At 72.6% G+C, this 18929-nt stretch carries 19 protein-coding genes and 1 pseudogene; 8 read left to right on the top strand and 12 right to left on the bottom strand.

Annotation, left to right across the window (positions count from 1 at the left end; genetic code table 11):
• Positions 1-116 precede the first annotated feature (116 nt).
• The 5 genes from ACIQZO_RS18315 to ACIQZO_RS18335 all read left to right on the top strand — a co-directional run bounded on the left by ACIQZO_RS18315 (position 117) and on the right by ACIQZO_RS18335 (position 4389).
• Positions 117-920 carry a methyltransferase domain-containing protein gene (locus ACIQZO_RS18315; protein WP_403627173.1) on the top strand — a complete coding sequence of 268 codons (804 nt, stop codon included), beginning with the start codon at positions 117-119 and terminating at the stop codon, positions 918-920.
• A gap of 59 nt (positions 921-979) precedes the next feature.
• A complete protein-coding gene (locus ACIQZO_RS18320) occupies positions 980-1504 on the top strand; it encodes a GNAT family N-acetyltransferase (RefSeq protein ID WP_403627175.1) in 525 nt (174 codons plus the stop codon).
• A gap of 62 nt (positions 1505-1566) precedes the next feature.
• On the top strand, positions 1567-2385 hold the full coding sequence (locus ACIQZO_RS18325; protein WP_403627177.1) for a class I SAM-dependent methyltransferase: 819 nt from the start codon (positions 1567-1569) through the stop codon (positions 2383-2385).
• 9 nt (positions 2386-2394) lie between these two features.
• Positions 2395-2796: a DUF4440 domain-containing protein gene (locus ACIQZO_RS18330; RefSeq protein ID WP_403627179.1), complete on the top strand. Its 402-nt coding sequence runs from the start codon at positions 2395-2397 to the stop codon at positions 2794-2796.
• 276 nt (positions 2797-3072) lie between these two features.
• Positions 3073-4389 carry a hypothetical protein gene (locus ACIQZO_RS18335; protein WP_403627181.1) on the top strand — a complete coding sequence of 439 codons (1317 nt, stop codon included), beginning with the start codon at positions 3073-3075 and terminating at the stop codon, positions 4387-4389.
• Between the two features lie 115 nt (positions 4390-4504).
• Here the strand turns inward: ACIQZO_RS18335 and ACIQZO_RS18340 are convergent, their stop codons facing one another.
• From ACIQZO_RS18340 to ACIQZO_RS18350, 3 genes are all read right to left on the bottom strand, one after another.
• Entirely contained in the window at positions 4505-5422 is a 918-nt protein-coding gene (locus ACIQZO_RS18340; protein WP_403627183.1) for a hypothetical protein, read from the bottom strand.
• A 348-nt stretch (positions 5423-5770) separates the two neighbouring features.
• Positions 5771-6325: a hypothetical protein gene (locus tag ACIQZO_RS18345; RefSeq protein ID WP_403627185.1), complete on the bottom strand. Its 555-nt coding sequence runs from the start codon at positions 6323-6325 to the stop codon at positions 5771-5773.
• Between the two features lie 219 nt (positions 6326-6544).
• Entirely contained in the window at positions 6545-7189 is a 645-nt protein-coding gene (locus ACIQZO_RS18350) for a sigma-70 family RNA polymerase sigma factor (RefSeq protein WP_403627186.1), read from the bottom strand.
• 57 nt (positions 7190-7246) lie between these two features.
• On the opposite strand from ACIQZO_RS18350, the gene ACIQZO_RS18355 reads away from it, so the two are divergent.
• Positions 7247-8101 (top strand): alpha/beta fold hydrolase, encoded by an 855-nt coding sequence (locus ACIQZO_RS18355; protein WP_403627188.1) that lies wholly within the window; start codon positions 7247-7249, stop codon positions 8099-8101.
• 117 nt (positions 8102-8218) lie between these two features.
• On the opposite strand, the gene ACIQZO_RS18360 is transcribed toward ACIQZO_RS18355, so the two are convergent.
• The 7 genes from ACIQZO_RS18360 to ACIQZO_RS18390 form a co-directional block, all read right to left on the bottom strand.
• Positions 8219-9403, bottom strand: a complete 1185-nt coding sequence (locus ACIQZO_RS18360; protein ID WP_403627190.1) for a cytochrome P450 — start codon at positions 9401-9403, stop codon at positions 8219-8221.
• Positions 9393-10133 (bottom strand): tRNA-dependent cyclodipeptide synthase, encoded by a 741-nt coding sequence (locus tag ACIQZO_RS18365; RefSeq protein WP_403627192.1) that lies wholly within the window; start codon positions 10131-10133, stop codon positions 9393-9395. The genes ACIQZO_RS18360 and ACIQZO_RS18365 overlap by 11 nt, the downstream gene beginning before the upstream one ends.
• Before the next feature lie 258 nt (positions 10134-10391).
• Entirely contained in the window at positions 10392-11651 is a 1260-nt protein-coding gene (locus ACIQZO_RS18370) for a serine hydrolase domain-containing protein (RefSeq protein ID WP_403627194.1), read from the bottom strand.
• 116 nt (positions 11652-11767) lie between these two features.
• Positions 11768-12277 carry a PhzF family phenazine biosynthesis protein gene (locus ACIQZO_RS18375; RefSeq protein WP_403627196.1) on the bottom strand — a complete coding sequence of 170 codons (510 nt, stop codon included), beginning with the start codon at positions 12275-12277 and terminating at the stop codon, positions 11768-11770.
• A gap of 31 nt (positions 12278-12308) precedes the next feature.
• Complete coding sequence (locus tag ACIQZO_RS18380) at positions 12309-12917, bottom strand: hypothetical protein (RefSeq protein ID WP_403627198.1); 609 nt, start codon at positions 12915-12917, stop codon at positions 12309-12311.
• 117 nt (positions 12918-13034) lie between these two features.
• Positions 13035-13757 carry a class F sortase gene (locus tag ACIQZO_RS18385; protein ID WP_403627199.1) on the bottom strand — a complete coding sequence of 241 codons (723 nt, stop codon included), beginning with the start codon at positions 13755-13757 and terminating at the stop codon, positions 13035-13037.
• Positions 13754-14578, bottom strand: coding sequence for a hypothetical protein (locus ACIQZO_RS18390; RefSeq protein ID WP_403627201.1), 825 nt, complete (start codon positions 14576-14578; stop codon positions 13754-13756). The genes ACIQZO_RS18385 and ACIQZO_RS18390 overlap by 4 nt, the downstream gene beginning before the upstream one ends.
• An 860-nt stretch (positions 14579-15438) precedes the next feature.
• On the opposite strand from ACIQZO_RS18390, the pseudogene ACIQZO_RS18395 reads away from it, so the two are divergent.
• Positions 15439-15666 (top strand): annotated as a pseudogene (locus ACIQZO_RS18395) (DUF4389 domain-containing protein); the annotation flags it as partial.
• A gap of 24 nt (positions 15667-15690) precedes the next feature.
• Positions 15691-16701 carry a TAXI family TRAP transporter solute-binding subunit gene (locus ACIQZO_RS18400; protein ID WP_403627203.1) on the top strand — a complete coding sequence of 337 codons (1011 nt, stop codon included), beginning with the start codon at positions 15691-15693 and terminating at the stop codon, positions 16699-16701.
• A 5-nt stretch (positions 16702-16706) separates the two neighbouring features.
• On the opposite strand, the gene ACIQZO_RS18405 is transcribed toward ACIQZO_RS18400, so the two are convergent.
• Positions 16707-18128: an ATP-binding protein gene (locus tag ACIQZO_RS18405; protein WP_403627205.1), complete on the bottom strand. Its 1422-nt coding sequence runs from the start codon at positions 18126-18128 to the stop codon at positions 16707-16709.
• A complete protein-coding gene (locus ACIQZO_RS18410) occupies positions 18125-18838 on the bottom strand; it encodes a response regulator transcription factor (protein ID WP_403627207.1) in 714 nt (237 codons plus the stop codon). Before ACIQZO_RS18410 ends, ACIQZO_RS18405 begins: the two co-directional genes overlap by 4 nt.
• Positions 18839-18929: the final 91 nt, after the last annotated feature.

The following is an 18929-nucleotide window of genomic DNA, read 5'->3' on the forward strand; positions in this document are numbered from 1 at the left end:
TCCCGTCCCGTGTGCCAGAATGCGGGTTCGAGCGACTGGCGGCCCGGAGATGGAATCGACCATCGGGAAGCACACTCGCGGGAGCCGACCGCCTGGGCTGCCGCGCGGGTGCCGCCATGAACGCTTTCGCCGACGTCGACCGCAGCGGTCGCGGGCCGGAACTCCTCGACTACCTCGATGACGCGCACCGGGGACTGGCTGCACCCAAGCGCGTCATGCGCGCGGGCCTGACCGTACCGGCGGGGCACAGCGTCCTGGACCTGGGCTGCGGCGCGGGCCACGAGCTGGTCGAACTGGAGCGCGCCGGTCTGCGCGCCTTCGGAGCGGACTCCAGCCGCGTGATGCTGGACGCGAGCCGCCGCCGGCTGGAGCGCCTCGGACTCCCGGTCCGGCTCGTGCGCGCCGACGCCCAGCGCCTGCCCTACGCCGACGGAGCCTTCGCGGGCTGCCGTATCGAGCGGGTCCTCCAGCACGTGGCCGATCCCGCCGCCGTCCTGGCGCAGGCGCACCGGGTGCTGAGACAGGGCGGGCAGCTCGCCGTCCTGGAGCCGGACTGGGGCTCCCTCGTCCTGGCCTCGGACGACCCGGAGGCGGCGCGCATCGTGGCCGACGCGGTCGGCGCCCGCGTCCCGCACCGCCGGATGGGCCGTGACCTGCGCCGGCTGCTGATCCGGACCGGCTTCACCGATGTACGCGTCGAGGTCGAGACCGTCGCCTACGCGTCGATCGCGGAGCTGTCCCACGTCATCTCCCTCGAACGGGCCGCGCAGGCCGCGTGGAGCGGCGCCGCGATCGCGCGCGGGCGCGCCGAGGCACTGCTGCGCGAGCAGCAGGAGCTGTCGGAGTCCGGGGCCTTCCACGCGACCTTCCAGCGCACGACGGTCGCCTGGGCGCGGCGTGCCGGGGCCGCGTTCCGCTGACGGGCGGGCGGCGCTTCGCCGGGGCCGGGCGGGGCCGGGCGGCTGTTATCGTCCGAGGTATGCCCGAGCTCATAGCCCCCACCTCCCGCCTGCACACCTCCTGGCTCGCCGCGCAGCAGGAATGGGGACCCGACGCCCACATGGACGGCGCCGGGCTGGGCTCCGACGACGACGTGGACACCCCCGAAGGCTTCGCGGCCTGGGTGGAGCGACTGGGCCGGTACGCGGACCGCACGGCGCCGGTCGACCACGGCCGCGTCCACGCCACGTACTGGTGGATCGCCGAGGGCGACACCTACCTGGGCGCGATCGACCTGCGGCACTACCTGAACGGCTTCCTCCTCGACGCCGGCGGCCACATCGGCTACAGCGTCAGGCCCTCGGCACGCCGCCGGGGCCTGGCCACCTGGGCCCTGGCCGGCGTGCTGCACGAGGCGCGCGTCATGGGCATGGACCGGGTCCTGGTGACCTGCGACCCGGACAACGAGGCGTCGATCCGGACGATCGAGGGCAACGGCGGGGTGCTGGAGGACGTCCGCGACACCCTGATCGGTCCCAAGCGCCGCTACTGGATCGACCTGTAGCCGACCGGCGATCCCCGTGTCGCAACACCCGGGCACGGCCCGGGTGGGCCGATAGTGGGGTGGTGAGCGACAGGCAGGAAGCAGCCGGAACGGGCGGCCCCGCAGACCGTACGACCTGGTCCGGACATGCGGGGGCGCAGGCGTTCGCGGCCGTGGAGGCGGCCACGGACCGGCTGCTCGGCTACCCGTTCGTCTTCCGGGCCCTCTCCCGCCGGATCGGCCCCGGCCAGGTCCTGGTGGACTACGGCTGCGGGCCGGGCAAGGTGGCCGATCAGGCGGCCCGGCTGCTCGGGGCCCGGGTGCTCGGGGTGGACACCTCCCCGGAGATGCTGGCTCTGGCCCGCGGCTCGGCGACCGCGGTGGCCGGGTTCCACCTGGTCGAGGACGGCCGGGCGACCGGCCTGCCGGACGCCTGCGCGGACGCCGTGATGTGCAATCACGTGCTGGCGTCGCTGCCGACCGAGGCGGCACTGCTCGGCGTGTTCTCCGAGATCCGCCGCCTGCTGCGGCCGGGCGCCCCGTTCGTGCTGCTGACCACCGACCCCGCCTGCAGCGGAACGGAGTACGCCTCGCTGCGGATCGGCGACCCGGGGCAGGAGTACGGGCCGGGCGACGAGCTGACCGTACGGCTGCGGCGCACGGACGGATCCTGGCAGGAGGTACGCAACCACGCGTGGCCGGTCGGCCTCCTCCCGGACCTGCTGGAGCGTGCGGGCTTCCGGGACGCCGCGCAGCACCGCCCCACCGTGGCGGAGGCGCTGACCGTGGCCGACACGGACTTCGCGGCGGGGCGCCCGTGGACGGCGGAGCGCGCGCGACCGCCCCTGGTCATCACGACGGCGTCGGCGGACCGAACCCCCTGCGGACGGGAGCGGTGTTAGGGTCCCGCCATGTCGTCCAAGGCCGAAATAGACGTGGTGACCGCCGAGTTCTTCGGCGCTTTCGACAACCGCGGGGGCCGGGGCGCCGATCTGGACCGGATCCGCCGGCTGGTGCTGCCGGGCGGGGTGATCACGATGACCGGCCCGCAGTTCACGGTGTACACCGTGGACGAGTTCATCGAGCCCCGCCGGCGTCTGCTGGCCGAGGGCCGGCTGGTCGAGTTCTCCGAGTGGGAGACAACCGAACGCACCGATATCGCGGTCGACATCGCCTCGCGGTTCGGCGAATACCGCAAGTCCGGAGTCCTGGACGGCACACCGTTCGAGGGCGGCGGGACCAAGACCATCCAGTTCGTCCGCACCGCTGAGGGCTGGCGGATCGCCGCCTTCGCCTGGTACGACCAGCCCTGATCGGCGGCGCCCGGCCCCGGAGGGGGCGCGCGGCCGCTGCCCGGGTGACCGACTGCCGCGGGCATCCGACGCGCGCGTCCGGCTCGGGTTGCCAAGGAGACGCCAAGCCGGCGCCAAGGACCGGGCGTCAGCATGGGGATCACCACGGAGCCGGCTGTGCCGGACGACCGCTGCCCGACCACCTCCGCTGCCCGACCACCTCCGGTGCAGGCCGCGGCCGAGGCCGGCCACCGCAGCGGACCGGCTCCCACCCTTGCGACGAGGAGACACCCCAGCATGGCCCTCATCTGCGGCCACGACGCCCCCGCCCACGGTCTGCCGCTGTGCGAGCACATCCGGAACGCGGCTACGGAACCGCTCGACCACTACCTCCACTACACCGGCCGCGGCCTGGAGCGGCAGCGCATCTGCGTCATCTGCCGCGAGGAGCCCGCGCCGGCCGCCACGATGGCGGCCGCGGCCGTGTGCGAGGACTGCTTCGACGCGACCGGGGGCAGCCTGATCGGCGTCTTCGGGCACCCCGAGACACTGGACGAGGCCCGGCCCGTACGCGGCATGGTGGAGACCAACGCGCTCCCCGAGGAAGCCGGGAAGGTGGTGGACGTCGCTCCCACCGGTGACGGGATCGTGCTGCTGTGCGACGACGGACGGATCCTGCGCTGGGACATCGACTCGGGGCGCTGCACCGAAGTCGCCCGCACCACGATCGCCGTGCCGGCGGAGGCCGAGGCCTGGTGCGACCGTAACCAGGCCCTGCGGCTGCACGCCTCACGGGACGGCGCCTTCGCTGCCGTCGTCATCGACTACGGCCGCACGGGGGAGGTCATCGACCTGACCACCGGAGCCGTGACCGTCCCGCTGGAGAACGACGGGCACCACAGCGACACGGTGCCCTTCTCGCTGGCGTTCACCGAGCACGCCGGACGCGTGGTCGTCCTGCACCGCCGTCAGTGGAACCTCGTCGAAGCAACGGACGCCGCGACGGGCGTCCCGGTGGCCCGCATGCCGCAGGAGGAGGGCGGCTCCTCGACCTGGTCGGGCCACTTCCACGGCGCCCTGCACCTCAGCCCGGCGGGAACCCGGTGCGCGTCGGACGCCTGGGTGTGGCACCCCGCGGGCCGGCCCGTGGCCTGGAGCCTGGACCGGTGGCTCAGCGAGGGCGAACGCGCCTGGAGCGAGGACACCATCGGCTGGGCCGGACTGCCGAGTTGCGGGTACTACTGGGACCGCTCGCTCGTCTGGCTCGACGAGGACCGCCTCGTCCTGGAGGGGCTGGGCGACGACGAGCAGGAACTGGTGCCCGGGGCGCGGGTCTTCGACCTCGGCAGCCGGGGACCGGACGGATCGAAGCCGGCGGACGAGCCCGCCGAGACCGCGACCTTCGCCGGGCCCAAGGGCCGCTTCTTCGCCGCGGACGGGCTGCTGTTCTCCTCCTCGGAATCCGGGTTCGAGATCTGGAACCCGGCCACGGGCGTCCGCCTCGGCGCTCTCGCGGGGTTCCGGCCCACGCACCACGACCTCGCCCGCGGCGAACTGATCGAACTCTCCGCCATCGGGCTCCGCCGCTGGCGCACCGCCGGCGCGGAATCCTGATACGCCGCCCCGGCCGAGCCGTTATCGGGCTGACGGGGCCGGGGCCAGTGCGGTGCGAAGTCGCAAGAGCCACTCCTCGGCCGTGCCGCACACCCCGGGGTGGGCCGCGCGGAACCTAAGGGCCGAGCAGCGGCAGGGCGGTGAAGGCGTGGTCCTGCCAGATCAGGCGGGAGGCCTCCTCCGGATACGCGGCGAGGGCCGGGCCGGTGCCGAAGAGCCGGACGAGGCGCTGCCCGGTGTCGTACGCGGGCCAGCCCGGGTCGCCGTGGGCGGCGAACCCCGTCCACGCATCCCGCATGCGCGCCGACAGCTCCTGCGCCTCCGGGGACGGGGTTTCGCCGATGAGCGCGGCGGGCCGGCCGCGCTCCAGGTTGCCGAAGACCAGTGGCACGTCCAGGCCGTGGCAGGCACCGAGGACGCCGCCCATGCCCGGGGCGGACCAGGTCAGCTCGTAGACGTGGGCAAGGCCGCCGCCGGCGCTCTGGGCCTGGGCGAGGTGCAGCGACGGCATGCGGAAGAGCCAGTCGGAGCCGCTTCGTTCAGCCTCGAGTACGTACTCCTTGAGCCGGTAGCGGGGGCGGGGCACTTCGAGGGTGGCGTCGAGAGGGATGTCGTGGCCCGCGTCCCCGTCCCGGTGGGGGCGGATCACCCGGAACCGGCCGTCGAGGGTGATCAGCAGCCGGTCGTCGCCGATCCAGCGCGGGGGAGCGGGCGCGAGATCCCCGTCGAGGGGGACCGGCCGCCCGTCGGCGTACAGGGAGAGGCGCTCGGCCTTTCGCGGGCCGGGGGCGGCGGACAGCCAGGCGATGCGTCCGGACGGCGAGAGCGCGGGGGCCAGCAGCCTTCCCTCGGCGACGCTGTGTTCGATACGGACCGTCCCGTCGCCGTCGGGCCCGGCGGCCACGGAGGCGATGGTCCGGGCGGTCAGGGTGTCCCCGGTGGGGGTGCCGCGTCGCCACGCGGCGGCCGTCGGGGGAGAGCACCGGGCGGCCGGGTTCCAGGTCGGGCGGGGTGAGCGGCGTCGCCGGGCCACCGCTCGGAGGTAGTGACCAGAGCACGCCCTGCACCTCGGCGACGACCCGGTCCCCGACGGCGGTCGCGGCGCCGTTGGTGGCGCGGGTGAAGCGCAGGCCGACCAGGTCCCCGGCCGCGGCGGCCGGGGCGCCGGGGGCGGCCGACGCCGCGGACGCGCGGCCGAGCAGCGCCGCCAGGGCGCCCACCGAAGCCGCCCGCAGAACCGTCCTTCGCGCAACCCGCGTCCCGACCACTCGCCCCGTCCGTCACCGCATGCCCCGAATGTCCCGTCAGCCACCCAAACGATCACGACCCCGGTCGGGCAACGGCACGGCGCGGAACCGACCGCGTCCGGGGGCGAGATCCCCTACGGCCACCAGCCGGGTGCGACATCGAGGGACCAGAGGTCGTCTACCTGGGGTTCGTGCGGGTCGTCGGGATCGTGGTCGCCGTGTCCGTAGGGGTCGGGGTCCGCGATGACGAGGATGCGGGCGCCGGACTCCGGGACGCGGTAGCGGTGGATGTCGCCCGAGGCGTCTTCGAGCTCGACCGTGTGGCCCAGGGCCTCGACGGCGGCCCGCAGTTCGCCGATCCGGGCCCGGGGCATGAAAGCCCCGTACCGCCGGGAGAGGGGTGCCGGCGCGGCGGGCGGCGCACCTTCGTGACGCATGCGGTGGACCTGCACCGCGAAGGCGACGCAGGACATGGCTTCCTGACGCCCCGCCGGCTCCCCCGAGTCGGGTGACCGGGGCGAGAAGGTGATCTCTACGAGCCCGTGGTCCCGCCGCAGGAGCCCGCCGCCGGGTACATCGACGTAGTCCGGTCCCAGCGCCTCCTCCCAGCTCCCGGGGCCGGATCCGATCCGGGACCCGAGCACCTCGCAACGGGTGACGACATGGGCGTAGAAGTCCAGGTCGGACACGGATCGGCTCCTCGGCCTCGATGGCATGTACGCAGGGAGCCCAGTATCGGGGGAAAAGGTTTGACCCGGTGGGCGGGCGGCGATCGAGCAACTGCGGGGGATCCCGGAGGAAGGCGTCGACGGCGATGCCGTGGCGGCATGGGCGTCCGGCGCGCGCTCCACCGGAAGGGAAGAGGGCTGATAGCAAGTACTCCTGAGCGCTTGCTCCCGGCCGGTGGGTCAGCCTTCGCCCGCCAGCCGGAATTCCCGCAGCCGGTCGCGTTGCAGTTGGTGGGCGAGGGTGCGGCGGACGGAGGCTGAAGCGGGCGCCGGAGCCTCGGACGGGGCCTTCGGCGGGTCGTCGAGCGCGCGGCCGATCTCGTCGTACGCGGCCCGGAAGCCCGCGGGCAGCTCCGCCCGATGGAGCATCAGGTCCGCTTCGAGCAGACGCCGCAGCTCGTCGACGCTCCGGGGCGTGAAGCGTTTGCGACCCCGGGCGAGGGCGTCGACGCAGCGGGCGCAGCGCGCGCCGTCGAGCGTCTCGGCGACCGCCTCCGCGAGCGCCCACAGGCGTCCTTCGAGCCACGGGCCGTCGTACTGGGCGAGGGCGAGCCCCATCGCAGGTGCGGGGGCGTCGCGCGCGTACTTCGCCACCTGCTTGGACACGGCGGGCTGACTCATGTCGGCGATCCGGGCGATCCGGTCCTGGGTCCAGCCGAAGCCGGCGAACAGCTTGATCATCTCGGCGCGCAGCTTCCGCATCTCCTCGCCCGCGCGGATGACCTCGTTCATGCCGGCGAGCATCCGTCCGGCCTGTTCCTCGGTCAGTGTCTCCGGCGCCGCGGGCCTCCCGGGCTTCTGGCGCGCACTCTCTGAGCCTTCCACCACTCGGTTATACACCGCCTGAGCCCCTGCGTCATAACCGGGTTGTACAACCAGGTTATGACTGTCAGGATCCGCCTCGTGCCCACTTTCACCGCACCTGACGGAACCCGGCTCGCCTACCGCGTCCACGGAGACGGCGACGGCGACCCGCTCCTCTGCGTCCCCGGAGGGCCCGCGGACTCCGCCTACCTCGGCGACCTGGGCGGTCTCGCCGCGCACCGCCGACTGATCGTGCTCGACCTCCGCGGCACCGGCCGGTCCGCCCTCCCGCGGGACACCTCCACCTACCGATGCGACCGCCTCGTGGAGGACATCGAAGCCCTCCGTGAGCATCTCGGCCTCGCCCGGACCGATCTGCTCGCCCACTCGGCCGGCGCCAACCCCGCGACGCAGTACCTGGCGCGGTACCCGGACCGCGTCCGCAGGCTCGCCCTGATCACCCCCGGCACCCGTGCCGTCGGCATCGCCGTCACCGGTGACGCCCGGCGCGAGGTCGCGCGCCGTCGGAAGGACGAGCCGTGGTTCCCGGCGGCGTTCGCCGCGCTGGAGGCGATCACCGAGGGCGTCGGCACCGACTGGGAGGCCATCAGCCCCTTCTTCCACGGCCGGTGGGACGTCGACGCCCAGCGGCACCAGGCGGCGGCCCGGCCGGACAACCCCGAAGCCGTCACCCTCTTCGGGGCCGCGGGAGCCTTCGACCCGCCGGCCACGCGCGCCGCCCTGGCCATCTGCGGGACGCCCGTCCTGCTGCTCGCGGGGGAGTTCGACGTGAACAGTCCCCCTCGGTCGGTGGCCGAGTCCGCCGCGCTGTTCCCCGAGGCCGCGTTCGTCGTACAGCGGGGCGCCGGGCACTACCCGTGGCTCGACGACGCCGGCCGCTTCGTGGAGACCACCGCCGCGTTCCTGGCGTAGCCGCCCGTACGGAGGTCACGTACAGGCGCACGGCGGTGCGGGCAGGGCGACGGCCCCGGCCGTTTCCCCCCGGCCGGGGCCATCATCGAGCCGGCACGCTCGCGCGCGCCGACACGGTCACCAGAGCACGGGCAGGCGCTCCGGCAGGCGCTTCATGAAGCGGGTACGCCACACCAGCTGGTCGACCGGCACGGCGAGTGCGAGGTTCGGCATCTTCTCCAGGAGCACCTCGATGGCGATCTCGGTGTGCCGCTTGCCGAGGGCGGTGGCCGGGCAGTAGTGCTGCCCGCCGCCGAAGGAGAGGTGCGTCGCGGCGTTCGGCCGGTCGATGTCCGCGACGTGGGGGTCGGGGTACACGTCCGGGTCGGTGTTGGCGGCCTCGACCAGGACGAGCATGAGCTCGCCCTTCTTCACCTCGACGTCGCCGAGGGTGACGTCCTCCAGGGCGAGCCGGGGCAGACCGTCGGCGATCGACAGGTTGATGCGCAGGAGTTCGTCCACGGCGGCCGGGATCTTCTCCGGCTCCTTGCGCAGCCGCTCCCACATCTCGGGGTGCTGGAGGAGCGAGACGATCGCCATGGTCAGGAAGCCCATGGTGGAGATGACTCCCGCACCGAACAGCGTGACGCCCACGGTGGCGAGCATCTCGTCCGTCAGGTGGTCGTAGTCGGGGTCGTTGCGCAGGGCGGCGAGCTCGGCGATGAGACCCGTGGTGGTCGGGTCGTCGAGGCGCTCCACCATGTAGGCGATGTCCCGGTCCCAGTTGAGCTTGGCGCCGGTGACGGGGCACGCCGAGTTCATGAACGCGATGTCGAGGCTGGCGGCCAGGCGCGGCGCGTCGGACTCGGGAATGCCGAGGATGCGGCAGTGCAGGTTCTCGGCGTACGGGTTGGTGAACTGGCCGCGCAGATCGACCGGCGCCCCGTGGCTGAGCAGGCTGTCGACCAGGGTGGTGGCCTGGGCGCGCATCCAGTCGGTGAGGCCGTCGGTCTTGGGATTGATCGACTTCAGGACGGCCTTGCGCAGTCCCGCGCCGGTGATGTTGCCCATGTTGTTGACGACCTCGGGCGGGATCGTCAGCGCGTACTGGCGGGGAACACCGGGTGCCGAGGTGTCCTTCAGACTGAACCGGGGGTCCTCGAGGACCTGCTTGGCCAGCGGATAGGAGGAGACGAGCCAGGCCTCGTCCCCGGCTATGGTGCGAACCCGCTTCACCGGTTCGCTGCGCAGCTCCTCGATCTCGGGCGGGAGCTGGTCGCCGCGCGCGGAGAACGGAAAGTCGAGCAGGGTCTCAGTCGGCATCGGGTACTCCTTCGGCGGGGGTGATGATCGCGTGACCCTGGTTGCGCGAGGCGCGCAGGCCGGAGCCGCGTGAGTAGAGCAGTTCCGCCATGGGCAGGAGCTGGTGGTAGCAGTTGAGGGAGGAGGGCACGCCGAGGATGGCCGGCGTGTCGAGGAAGAGCGGTGCTTCGGCGCAGACGTACTCCAGGCACACGTCCCGCTGCCGGGTGGTGGCGGCCCGGCCGCCCAGCACCTTGGAGGAGAGGAACGCGTCGACCAGGGAGTTGCAGGTCTCGCGGAACTCCGGGTCGATGTCGAGCAGGTTGTTCAGGTGATTGTGGAGCGTGCGGTACGCCGGGATGTCGGTGAGGGACGACATCGGGCGGGCACGGAGGCGGACGCCGGTGGGGTCGGCTTCGGCGGCGGCGTTGTTGACCTTGGCGCGGACTCCGCGAAGGTTCTTGACCGCCTTGCGTCGGGCTTCGTCCTCGCCGTATCCGAGGGCCTCGTACATCTCGGCCACGTGCAGGTCGGTGTAGATGAGGTCGACCTGCTCGAAGTTGCGCATGCCCCAATGGGCGAGGTCAATGACACGTTGGGCCGAGAAGTAACTGTTCCCCGGAGAAATTCCTATCACGGCATGATCGCCTTCGGTGCTGATCACCTGGCAATGCGGGGTGTACGGCCGGACTGTGAAGACTTCGGTTGCTGTCGTCAACAGGGGTCGGGTCCTTTGCGCCGCAAGTCCCATGGGGCCCTGTGCCCCGGGTGTGGCGGCGACGTGATGGAAAGCTACCCGAACTGTGTGCGACCTTCCATGTCTTCTGGGTAGTAACTCATCTGTCGGACAACACGGTTGACCCGGGCACCTTTCGGTACGGCCGATCGGCCCGTGTTCGGGGGCCGGCGGCCGCGTTTTGTCGGCTGTTTCCCGAAAAAGGGCGCCTTCCCGCGATCGGTCGGCCGACCGGAATTGCCGGCGCCGATTGCGGGCGCGGATGAGGAGGTGTCAGCCCGTCCTGGGCACCACCGGCTTGTGGCCGGGGTAGACGTGCTCGGGCGTCACGATGCCGGTGACCGCCTCGCCGAACAGCGTGCTGGGCTCCTGGCCCTTGTGCTGGCTGTCGGTGTTGAGGACGATCACCATCGTCGCGTCCGCTTCCGGCAGGTAGACCGGCAGCACCTCGTACCCGGGGATCGAGCCGTTGTGGCCGATCCAGCCCTGGACGTTGAAGATGCCCAGCCCGTAGCCCGCCCCCGGAATGTCCATGGGCGTGGTCTTCAGGCGCTCGGCCTGGGTCGCGGGCTTCAGCAGAGTGCCGACGGCGAGGGTGCGGGCCCAACTGCGCAGGTCCTGAAGGTCGGAGATCATCGCTCCGGCGGCCCAGCCCCAGGAGGGATTCCAGTGCGTCGAGTCCTCGACCTTGCCCGATGCCGTCTGGTCGGTGTAGCCGTGCGCGTAGGGGGCCGCAATGGCCGCGTTCGTGGGGAAGACCGTGCTTCGCAGCCCTGCCGGTCCCACCACGCCCTCGTCGATGACCTCGTGGAGCGGGCGGCCGGTGATCTTCTCCACCACCAGGCCGAGCAGGATCAGGTTGGTGTTGCTGTAGTAGAACTGCGCGCCCGGCTCGAACATGACGGGGTGCCGGAAGGAGTAGTCGAGCAACTGCCGCGGCGACATGGGCTGATCGGGATGCTCCTCGAGCCTCGTGATGAAGTCCCCGTCCATGCTGTAGTTGAACAGCCCGCTGCGCATGCCCGCCAGTTGGCGCAGGGTGATCCGGTCACCGTTCGGAACCCCCGTGATGTAGTCGCCGATGTGGTCGTCCAGGGCGACCTTCCCCTGGTCGACGAGCTGGAGCAGGGCCGTGACGGTGAACGTCTTGGTCTCACTGCCGATGCGCACATGGAGGTCGGGCTTCATGGGCGCGCCCGTCGCCTTGTCCGCCACGCCGAAGGACCGTACGTAGCTCCCCTTGCCGGGGGCCCACAGCCCGACCGTCACCCCTGGCACCTGAGCCTCGCGCATGACCTTCTGCACGGCGGCGTCGAGTTGCGCGGCGACCACGGGTGTGATCCGCCGGAACACCGTGTCGCTGTCCGCGGAAGGAGTGGGTGTCGGGGTCGGGGTCGGGGCGGCAAACACGGGGGCGGACCGCCCCGGGGCGGGCGCCGCGTAGGCGGATCCCGCGACCGCCGGGGCGATGAGGACCCCTGCCGCGGCGGTGGCCGCGCAGGCCCGGCGCAGCCGGATGTGGGAAGGCTTCACGGCAGGCTCTCCTGTCGTCCGAGGACCCGGGCAACACCATCAGCGTAGGTCCGCGCCACCCCGGTCGCGAGGTGAGCCCCGGTGGAGCCGCGGCGGGCCGTGCGCCGTCGGACGGCTCAGGCCGGCGGGAGCTCGTGCAGGCGCCCCTCCGCGACGAGGGCGACGCCGCCTCCGACGCGTACCGAGCGGATGTTCCGGCCGTCACCGTCGGCGCTGACGGTCATCTCGCCGGTCCGCCCGGTGAAGCGGCCCTGGCGCAGCAGCCCCGGCTCACCGGCGCCGATGCGGCCGCGGCGGTCGGTGGTCACCTCCACCGGTCGGGCCGGCAGGCGCAGGGTCCAGGCCTCGTGGTCCGCGGCGCCGTGGAGGGCGTGCAGGACCGCGGCGGCGCCGATGAGGGGGTGACCGGCGAAGTCCAGCTCCCCCGTGAGGTCGAAGACGCGCGCCCGCCGGGTGCGCGGCCCGGACGTGCCGTCGCCCATGAGGAATACGGACTCGAAGTGCCGCAGTTCCCGCGTGATGGCAAGCATCTGAGTGCCGGTCAGCGAATCGGCGTCGGGGAACACCGCAAGGCTGTTGCCGTGGAAGGGACGGTCGGTGAAGACGTCCACGTGGTGGTAGCGCATGGCGGCGACGCTACCGGCGCGCGGGCGCTGATCAGTGACCGAAGGGCGGTTCGAAGCAGCCGGTCTCCATGAACGGGCCGTTCGTCCTCACCTCGTAGTTGGTCTTCTGAACGAACGCCGTGACGCACGCGTCGTCCCCGACGGTGAGACCGATCCGGGCACCTTCGGGCGTGACGTAGCCGCCGTCCCGATAGCGCGGTTCCATCTCGCGCACATCGAGCCGCCCCTCCTTGTAGCCGAGCGGGCGCAGTGCCGTACGGACGCTGGTCGGGTCCCACTTCCCCTGTTCCCAGAGCTGCTTGAGGATCGGTTTGATGCGGTCGGCCTCCTGCTGTGCCACCTTCGCGCCGGCGGGGGACATCTCGCCGGCGCTGCGGTGGGCGTTGTTCTCCCCTTGGTGCGGGGCGCCGTCGCCCACTCCGGGCTCCACGTACGGGGAGGCGCCGGCCGAGGTGGGGCTCGGGCCGGCGCCCGTACTGGCACTGGCACTCGTACTCGTACTCGGCGTGGAGGCGGTGGCGTTGGGCGCCGCGTTCGTGGCACGTCGTTCGCCGCAAGCGGGCAGGGCCAGGGGCGTGGACAGGAGCAGAGCGGCCGCGATGCGGTGCCGGCGCGGGCCAGGGGCCGTCGAAGTCAGCATGAGGACGACTCTGCCATGCACGTGCGCGGGAGGGAGCGGGGGGTTTTCGGCGGGGTGCCCGTCAGCCGCAGCGGGGCTCTGCGGCTGACGGACGGACATCCGGCCCTGCCGTCCCGGCTACGCGGCGCCCGTCATCCGGGCGAACACCACGACGTTGCTGTCGTAGTAGTGCTTCGCGGAGTCGAAGCTGCCGCCGCAGGTGACCAGGCGAAGGCCGGCGTGGTCGAGGTTCTTGTAGACCTCCAGCGTGGGGAACTCGGCCTTCGGGTACTCGGCGACCCGGTCCACCGTGAACGTGACCGTCTTCCCGTCCCGCCGGGTCACCTTGATGGTGTCACCGCCCTTCATCGTCTTCAGCTTCTCGAACACGGCGGCGGCTCCGTTCCATGTGACATGCCCGGCGATCACGGCCGGCCCCTGGGAGCCGGGGGTCGGCCCCGGCTCGTACCAGCCGGCCAGCGCGGGGTCCTTCGGGGTCTGCATGGTGCCGTCCGTGTTCTGCTTCAGCGTCTCCAGGGAGCTGGACAGGTTGAGCGAGGGGATCGAGATCTTCTGCGGCTCCGACCGGGCCAGGGCGGGCGCGGCCCGGCCTTCAGCGGGAGGCCCGGACTTGCCGGCGGCGGGCGCCTTCCCGGTCGGAGCGGCGCCCGTGGCGGCCGGTGCCCCGCCCGGGACGGCCTGTCCGGCCGGTGCGGGGGACTGCGCCGCGTTCTGGCCGCCGCACCCCGCGAGGAGCAGCCCGACGAGGGCGGCGGCGGCCGCCAGGGGAGCGGCGGTCCGGCGGCGGCGCCGCGGCCCGGTCGACGCGACGGTCGCGGCGGGCACGGGAGTGGGCTTCACGCGCCGCCTCCGGTGGTCTCCCCGCGGCCGGGGACGACAGTGGCCCGCTTCCGTCCGAGGATGATCGCACCGGCCACGGCCGCGAGTACGGTGATGGCGACACCCTCGGGCACCGAAACCGTCACCGCCGTGTGCTCCGGCCCGCTGCCGCCGGTCTCGATGCCGCCGACCGGAACGGACCCGACGGCCGCGCCCTTGACCTCTCCGCAGTTGGTCGGAGCGGTGGCCTCCTGGGGCAGCTTCGGGTCGAGTTCGCTCTTGCCCGCACCCTCGAAGTCGTACTTCTTGTTCTTGTTGCGGTCGATTCCGTGCTGAACGACGTGCAGGTCCTTGATGTGGTCGACCACGTCCTGGCCGACGGTGATCGTCCGCTTGTAGCGGATCGTGCCCTTTGCGTCGGCGACGGGCATGCGCAGCACATCGAGGCCGCTGGTGGGCTTGGTGTCCCCGCCCGTGGTGAGCGAAATGTTGATGTCGCCGTAGTCGTGTGTGGCCTCGGTGTTGCTGAGGACCCCGTCGCCGTCGGTGTCGTCGGTCGCGTCCGGGCAGTGGAAGTCGTGCCCCTTCGTCGAACCGTGCAGGTGCTGTGCCGATGGCTGCCCCGGCACCATGCCCTCGGACTCGATCTGCACGGTGAGTTGATTGCCCTTGAGGTTGAGCATCACCGTGCCGCTGGAACCCGAGTTGTTCAGCTGAGCCAGGTCGATCTGGTACGCCTTTCCGCCCTCGGCGAGAGCTGGTCCGGAAAGGCCCAGCGTCAGGAACACGGCAGCGGGTATGGCGGCGACAACCACGAGGCGACCGGCGCGCTTGACTATCACATTCGCTCCTGTTCCGTGGATCCCCAGGACGGGAATCGCAGTTCGTACCGTATGGAACGAGCCCCAGGAGAGGCCCTCGCTCCTCATTCGGCGCCGCAACGCCTGTGGATTGGTGGCTATTTGAAAATATTCTGGCGGCTGCTGCGCCACTCCCGCTGCGAGCCTGGCGAGATCGCCGAACGGTGCACGTCAGAGCCTTCTCCGAGCCAGAGTTCGATGCGGAGTGCGATCAACAGACCTCGCGGCCGAACGCGTCGGGGCAGGCAAGGGAATCTGACCGCAATCAATTCGATCCGGCCGCACCAACGCACGCACACCCACCGCCTTCGATATCGTTCTGATCGACGACGGGTGGCATCTTCCTCCCCATCGTCGGGTCCGGCTCGGTCCCGACCTTTGTAGTCGTCCCGGAGATCATCGGGCGAATAGTTGGCCTCTGATGCTAAGAAATGCCGTCAGGTGGTGGCAGGGGCGCGATGTGCGTCCGGGACGCAGCCGTGGGAGCCGGCCGGTCGGGCGCGCGGAGTGCGGACTGGCCTCGGCCCGGCGGATGTTTCCCTCGCTGCAAGTCCGCGCGTCCGCCCGGGCTGTTGCCGAGGCGTTGCCGGGTCGCGGTCAGGTGGGGAGCACTCTGTTGGCGCGGATGAGGCCGGGCAGGTGGCGCAGCGGCAGTGCGAATCCGAGCAGTATCGCGCTCGCGCACCGGGCCGGGTGGCAGAGCAGGTCGACCCGGAGCGGAACGTGCGCGAGCCTGTGGAAGACCAGGGGTATGTGCCGGTCCGGACTGACGGCCGAGGCGTGGCGAATATAGGCACTGCTCGTGCCGGCCGCGATGAAAGCGGCGGTTATGATGGTCGCGGTTCTCCTCCGGGCTTTTCGGTGTGCTCTCCCTCGTCGCCGTGGTGATCCTGACGTTTACCGGGACCTACCCGCGTGGCCTGTTCGACCTGCTCACGGGCCTGCTGCGGTGGATGCTGCGGGTACTCGTCTACGCGGCCCTCATGACCGACGAGTACCCGCCGTTCCGGTTGGACACGGGAGGGAGCGAGCCCGCGGCCGGGTCGTGGGAACCGGCCCCCGCCGAGTGAGGCGGGACCGTCTAGGCTTCCGCTGTGACCAGCGCGGAAGTGACCCGGCGGCGGGTGATGGGCGGCGGCCTCGGCGCCCTGGCGGGGGCGCTGGCCGGCTGCTCGGGGGACTCGGGTCCGGTACGGCGGCTACGGCTCGCGACGGGACCGGAGGGCGGGCCGTACAACGCGTTCGGCCGGGCCCTTGCGCAGGCCGTCACCGCGAGCGGCCGACGGATCGAGATAGTCCCGGTGAGCACCGCGGCCAGTGTGAACAACCTGCGGAAGCTGGACGAGGGCTCCGTCGAGCTGGCCCTGGCCATGGCGGACGTGGCCGAGGACGCCGTGCTGGGCCGGGAGTCGTTCCCCCGGCCGACCCCGTTGACGGCGCTGGCCCGGGTCTACGTGAACTACACGCACCTGCTCGTTCCGGCGGACGGGCCGGTGCGCTCGGTGCAGGACCTCGCCGGGCGCCCGGTCGCGGCGGGGGCGGCCGGCTCGGGCGTGCAGGTGGTGACGGAACGGATCCTGCGGGCTGCCGGCCTGAGCGGCGCACCCCCTGCCCCCGCACCCCCACCTGCCCCCGCCCCCGCCCCCGCACCGGCGGCGGACGAGCGCCCGCTGGGCCTCGCCGCCTCGGTGAGCGCCCTGCGCGACGGCTCGGTCGACGCGCTGTTCTGGTCGGGAGGGGTGCCGACGGCGGCACTGGCCGCCCTGGCGCGCGAACGGCCGCTGCGGTTCCTGCCGCTCGACGCCTACGTGGCCCCGCTCCGCGACCGCTATGCCCCCGTCTACACGACGGTCACCCTGCCGGCCGGGGTGTACGGGCTGACGGAGCCGGTGGGAACCGTCGGGGTCGGCAACTATCTGATGGCGCGCGCGGACGTACCGCAGGGCCTCGTACGCGATCTGCTCGAAGTGGTCTTCGAGCGGTGGCGCGACCTGCTGCGGGAGGTGACGGCGGGGGCCCGGCTGGAGCCTCGTTTCGCCATCTCCACCGGTGAGGTGCCGCTGCATCCCGGCGCGGTCGCGCACTACCGGTCGGTGTACGGCTGAGTCGCTCAGGGCGACGGGAGCCGCAGCTCCACCACCAGGCCGTGCGGTTCGTTCCCGCTGACGGCGAGCCGCCCCCCGCTGATCCGGGCGATCTCGTCGGCGATGGCCAGCCCCAGGCCGCTGCCGGGAATGTTCTGGTGCTCCGGTGAGCGTGCGAAACGCCGTAGCAGCAGCGCCGGCTGGCCTTCCGGTACGCCCGGGCCGTCGTCCGTGACCCGTACGACGGCGCAGCCGTCCGTGCCGTGCGCGGTGCGCACCTCGACGCGGCGCTCCCGCGGGACGAACTTCACGGCGTTGTCGAGGAGCGCGTCCAGGATCCGGCCCGCCGCGTCGGGCAGGGCGCGCGCCCACAGGCCCTCCGCGGGACCGGTGACCGCCAGTTCCACCCCCGCGGCGCGGAAGACCGGTGCCCAGGCGGTGACCCGGTCCCGTACCGCCCGTGCGACGTCCTGCTCGCTCAGCTCGGCCGTGCCCGACTCCACGCGGGCCAGTGCCAGCAGGCCGTCGAGGAGTTCCTCCAGGCGTTCCGCCTCGTCCAGCGCGCGGCCGTGCTCGGCCAGACCGGGCCCGGGAGCGATGTGCGGTTCGACGTTCTCCAGCTGGAGCACCAGGGTGGCCAGAGGGTTGCGGAGCTGGTGGGAGGCATCGGCGACGAAGTCGCGCTGGCGGCCGATGGAGTCGGCCATGGCCTCCGCCATGATGTTGAAGTGCCGCCGCAGATGGCGCAGTTCCGGCGGGCCGGTGTCGGACACGGCCCGGGCGTGCAGGCTGCCGGCGGTCAGCCGCTCGACCGCCCGGCCCAGGTCCCGCACCGGTCGCATCAGCCAGCGCGCGATCCCGGCGGCGACCAGGGCGGCCGCCGCGAAGGCGGCGAGCGCCCCGGCGCCGATGAGCGACCAGCGGACCGCCACGTCCCGGCGGGCGGCGCCGGTCGAAACGGCCAGCAGGACCGCCCCGCTCACCCGCTCGTCCCGCCCGACCGGTTCGGCGATCACGACGGTGCGCGGCCCCCAGGGGCGAAGGGTGGGCAGCCGGTCGGTGGAGCGGCCGGTGAAGGCGCGGCCACGGGCGTCCGCCCCGGCGGAGGGACCGCCCGAGCCGGAATCGGAGTCGGTGGCCGCGCCGTCGGCGGCCTCCGCCGCCGGGCCGGTCCCGGCCCGGGCCACCGTCGCTCCCGCGGTGTCGACCACGACGACCCCGGCCCCGTACAGCTCGGCGTAGCGGCCGATCTCGGCCGAGAGCTCAGCCCGGTCGGCGGCGGTACGCATCCGGTCGGCGAGATCGGCGAACCGGACGGCCTCCGAGCGCCGTTGCAGGAGCAGGTGCTCGGTGCGCCCGCGCGCGTACGCATCCGCCAGGGGGACGCAGAGCAGCAGGGCCGCTGCTCCCATGAGCACCATCAGCACCGCGAGGAGCCGGCGTCTCACCGCTCGCCGTCCCCGCCATCGGGCGCCGCCGCCGGGCAGCCGAGCTGGTAGCCGAACCCGCGGACGGTACGCACCAGGCCGGAGCGGCCGGTCTTGGCGCGGATGCCCGCCACGTGCACGTCCAGCGAACGGGAGGCCGCCAGGAAGGCGTCGCCCCAGATCCGGTCCAGGATCACTTCGCGGGAGTGCACTTCGTCGGGGCGGGCGGCCAGGAAGGCGAGTACGTCGAACTCGCGCCGGGTCAGGCGTACCTCTGCGCCCGCCACCGTGACGGTCCGGCCCGCCAGGTCCACCGCGACATCGCCGGTGCGCACGGGCCCGGCGCCGGCCGCCGCGGGGTCGGGCCGCCCCGGGGCCGGGTCGGTCCGGCGTCGTACGGAGTCGATCCGGGCCATCAGCTCCGCCATGCGGAACGGCTTGACCACGTAGTCGTCGGCGCCCGCCCGCAGCCCCTGCACGATGTCGCGCTCCTCGCAGCGAGCGGTCACCACGATCAGCGGCGCGGCGCAGACGGTACGCAGCCTCCGCAGCAGCTCCAGCCCGTCGAGGTCGGGGAGCCCGAGGTCGAGCAGGACGAATTCGGCCTCACGGACGTGCCGCAGGGCGTCCAGGGCGCGGCCGACACGGCGGACGGTGTGCCCGCGCAGGGCGAGGGCCGTGCCGAGTGCCTGGGCCATGCGATCGTCGTCCTCGACGAGAAGCGCGTGCATAGACGGTTTCCTTGCGGCCTGTGACCGGACCCGGGTCACCGGATCCCCATGACCCGGCGCAGCAGCTTACGGGAGCGGGCGCACCGGGTCA

It is taken from the genome of Streptomyces sp. NPDC097617 (assembly GCF_044761485.1).
In the GTDB taxonomy this organism is placed as follows: Bacteria; Actinomycetota; Actinomycetes; order Streptomycetales; family Streptomycetaceae; genus Streptomyces.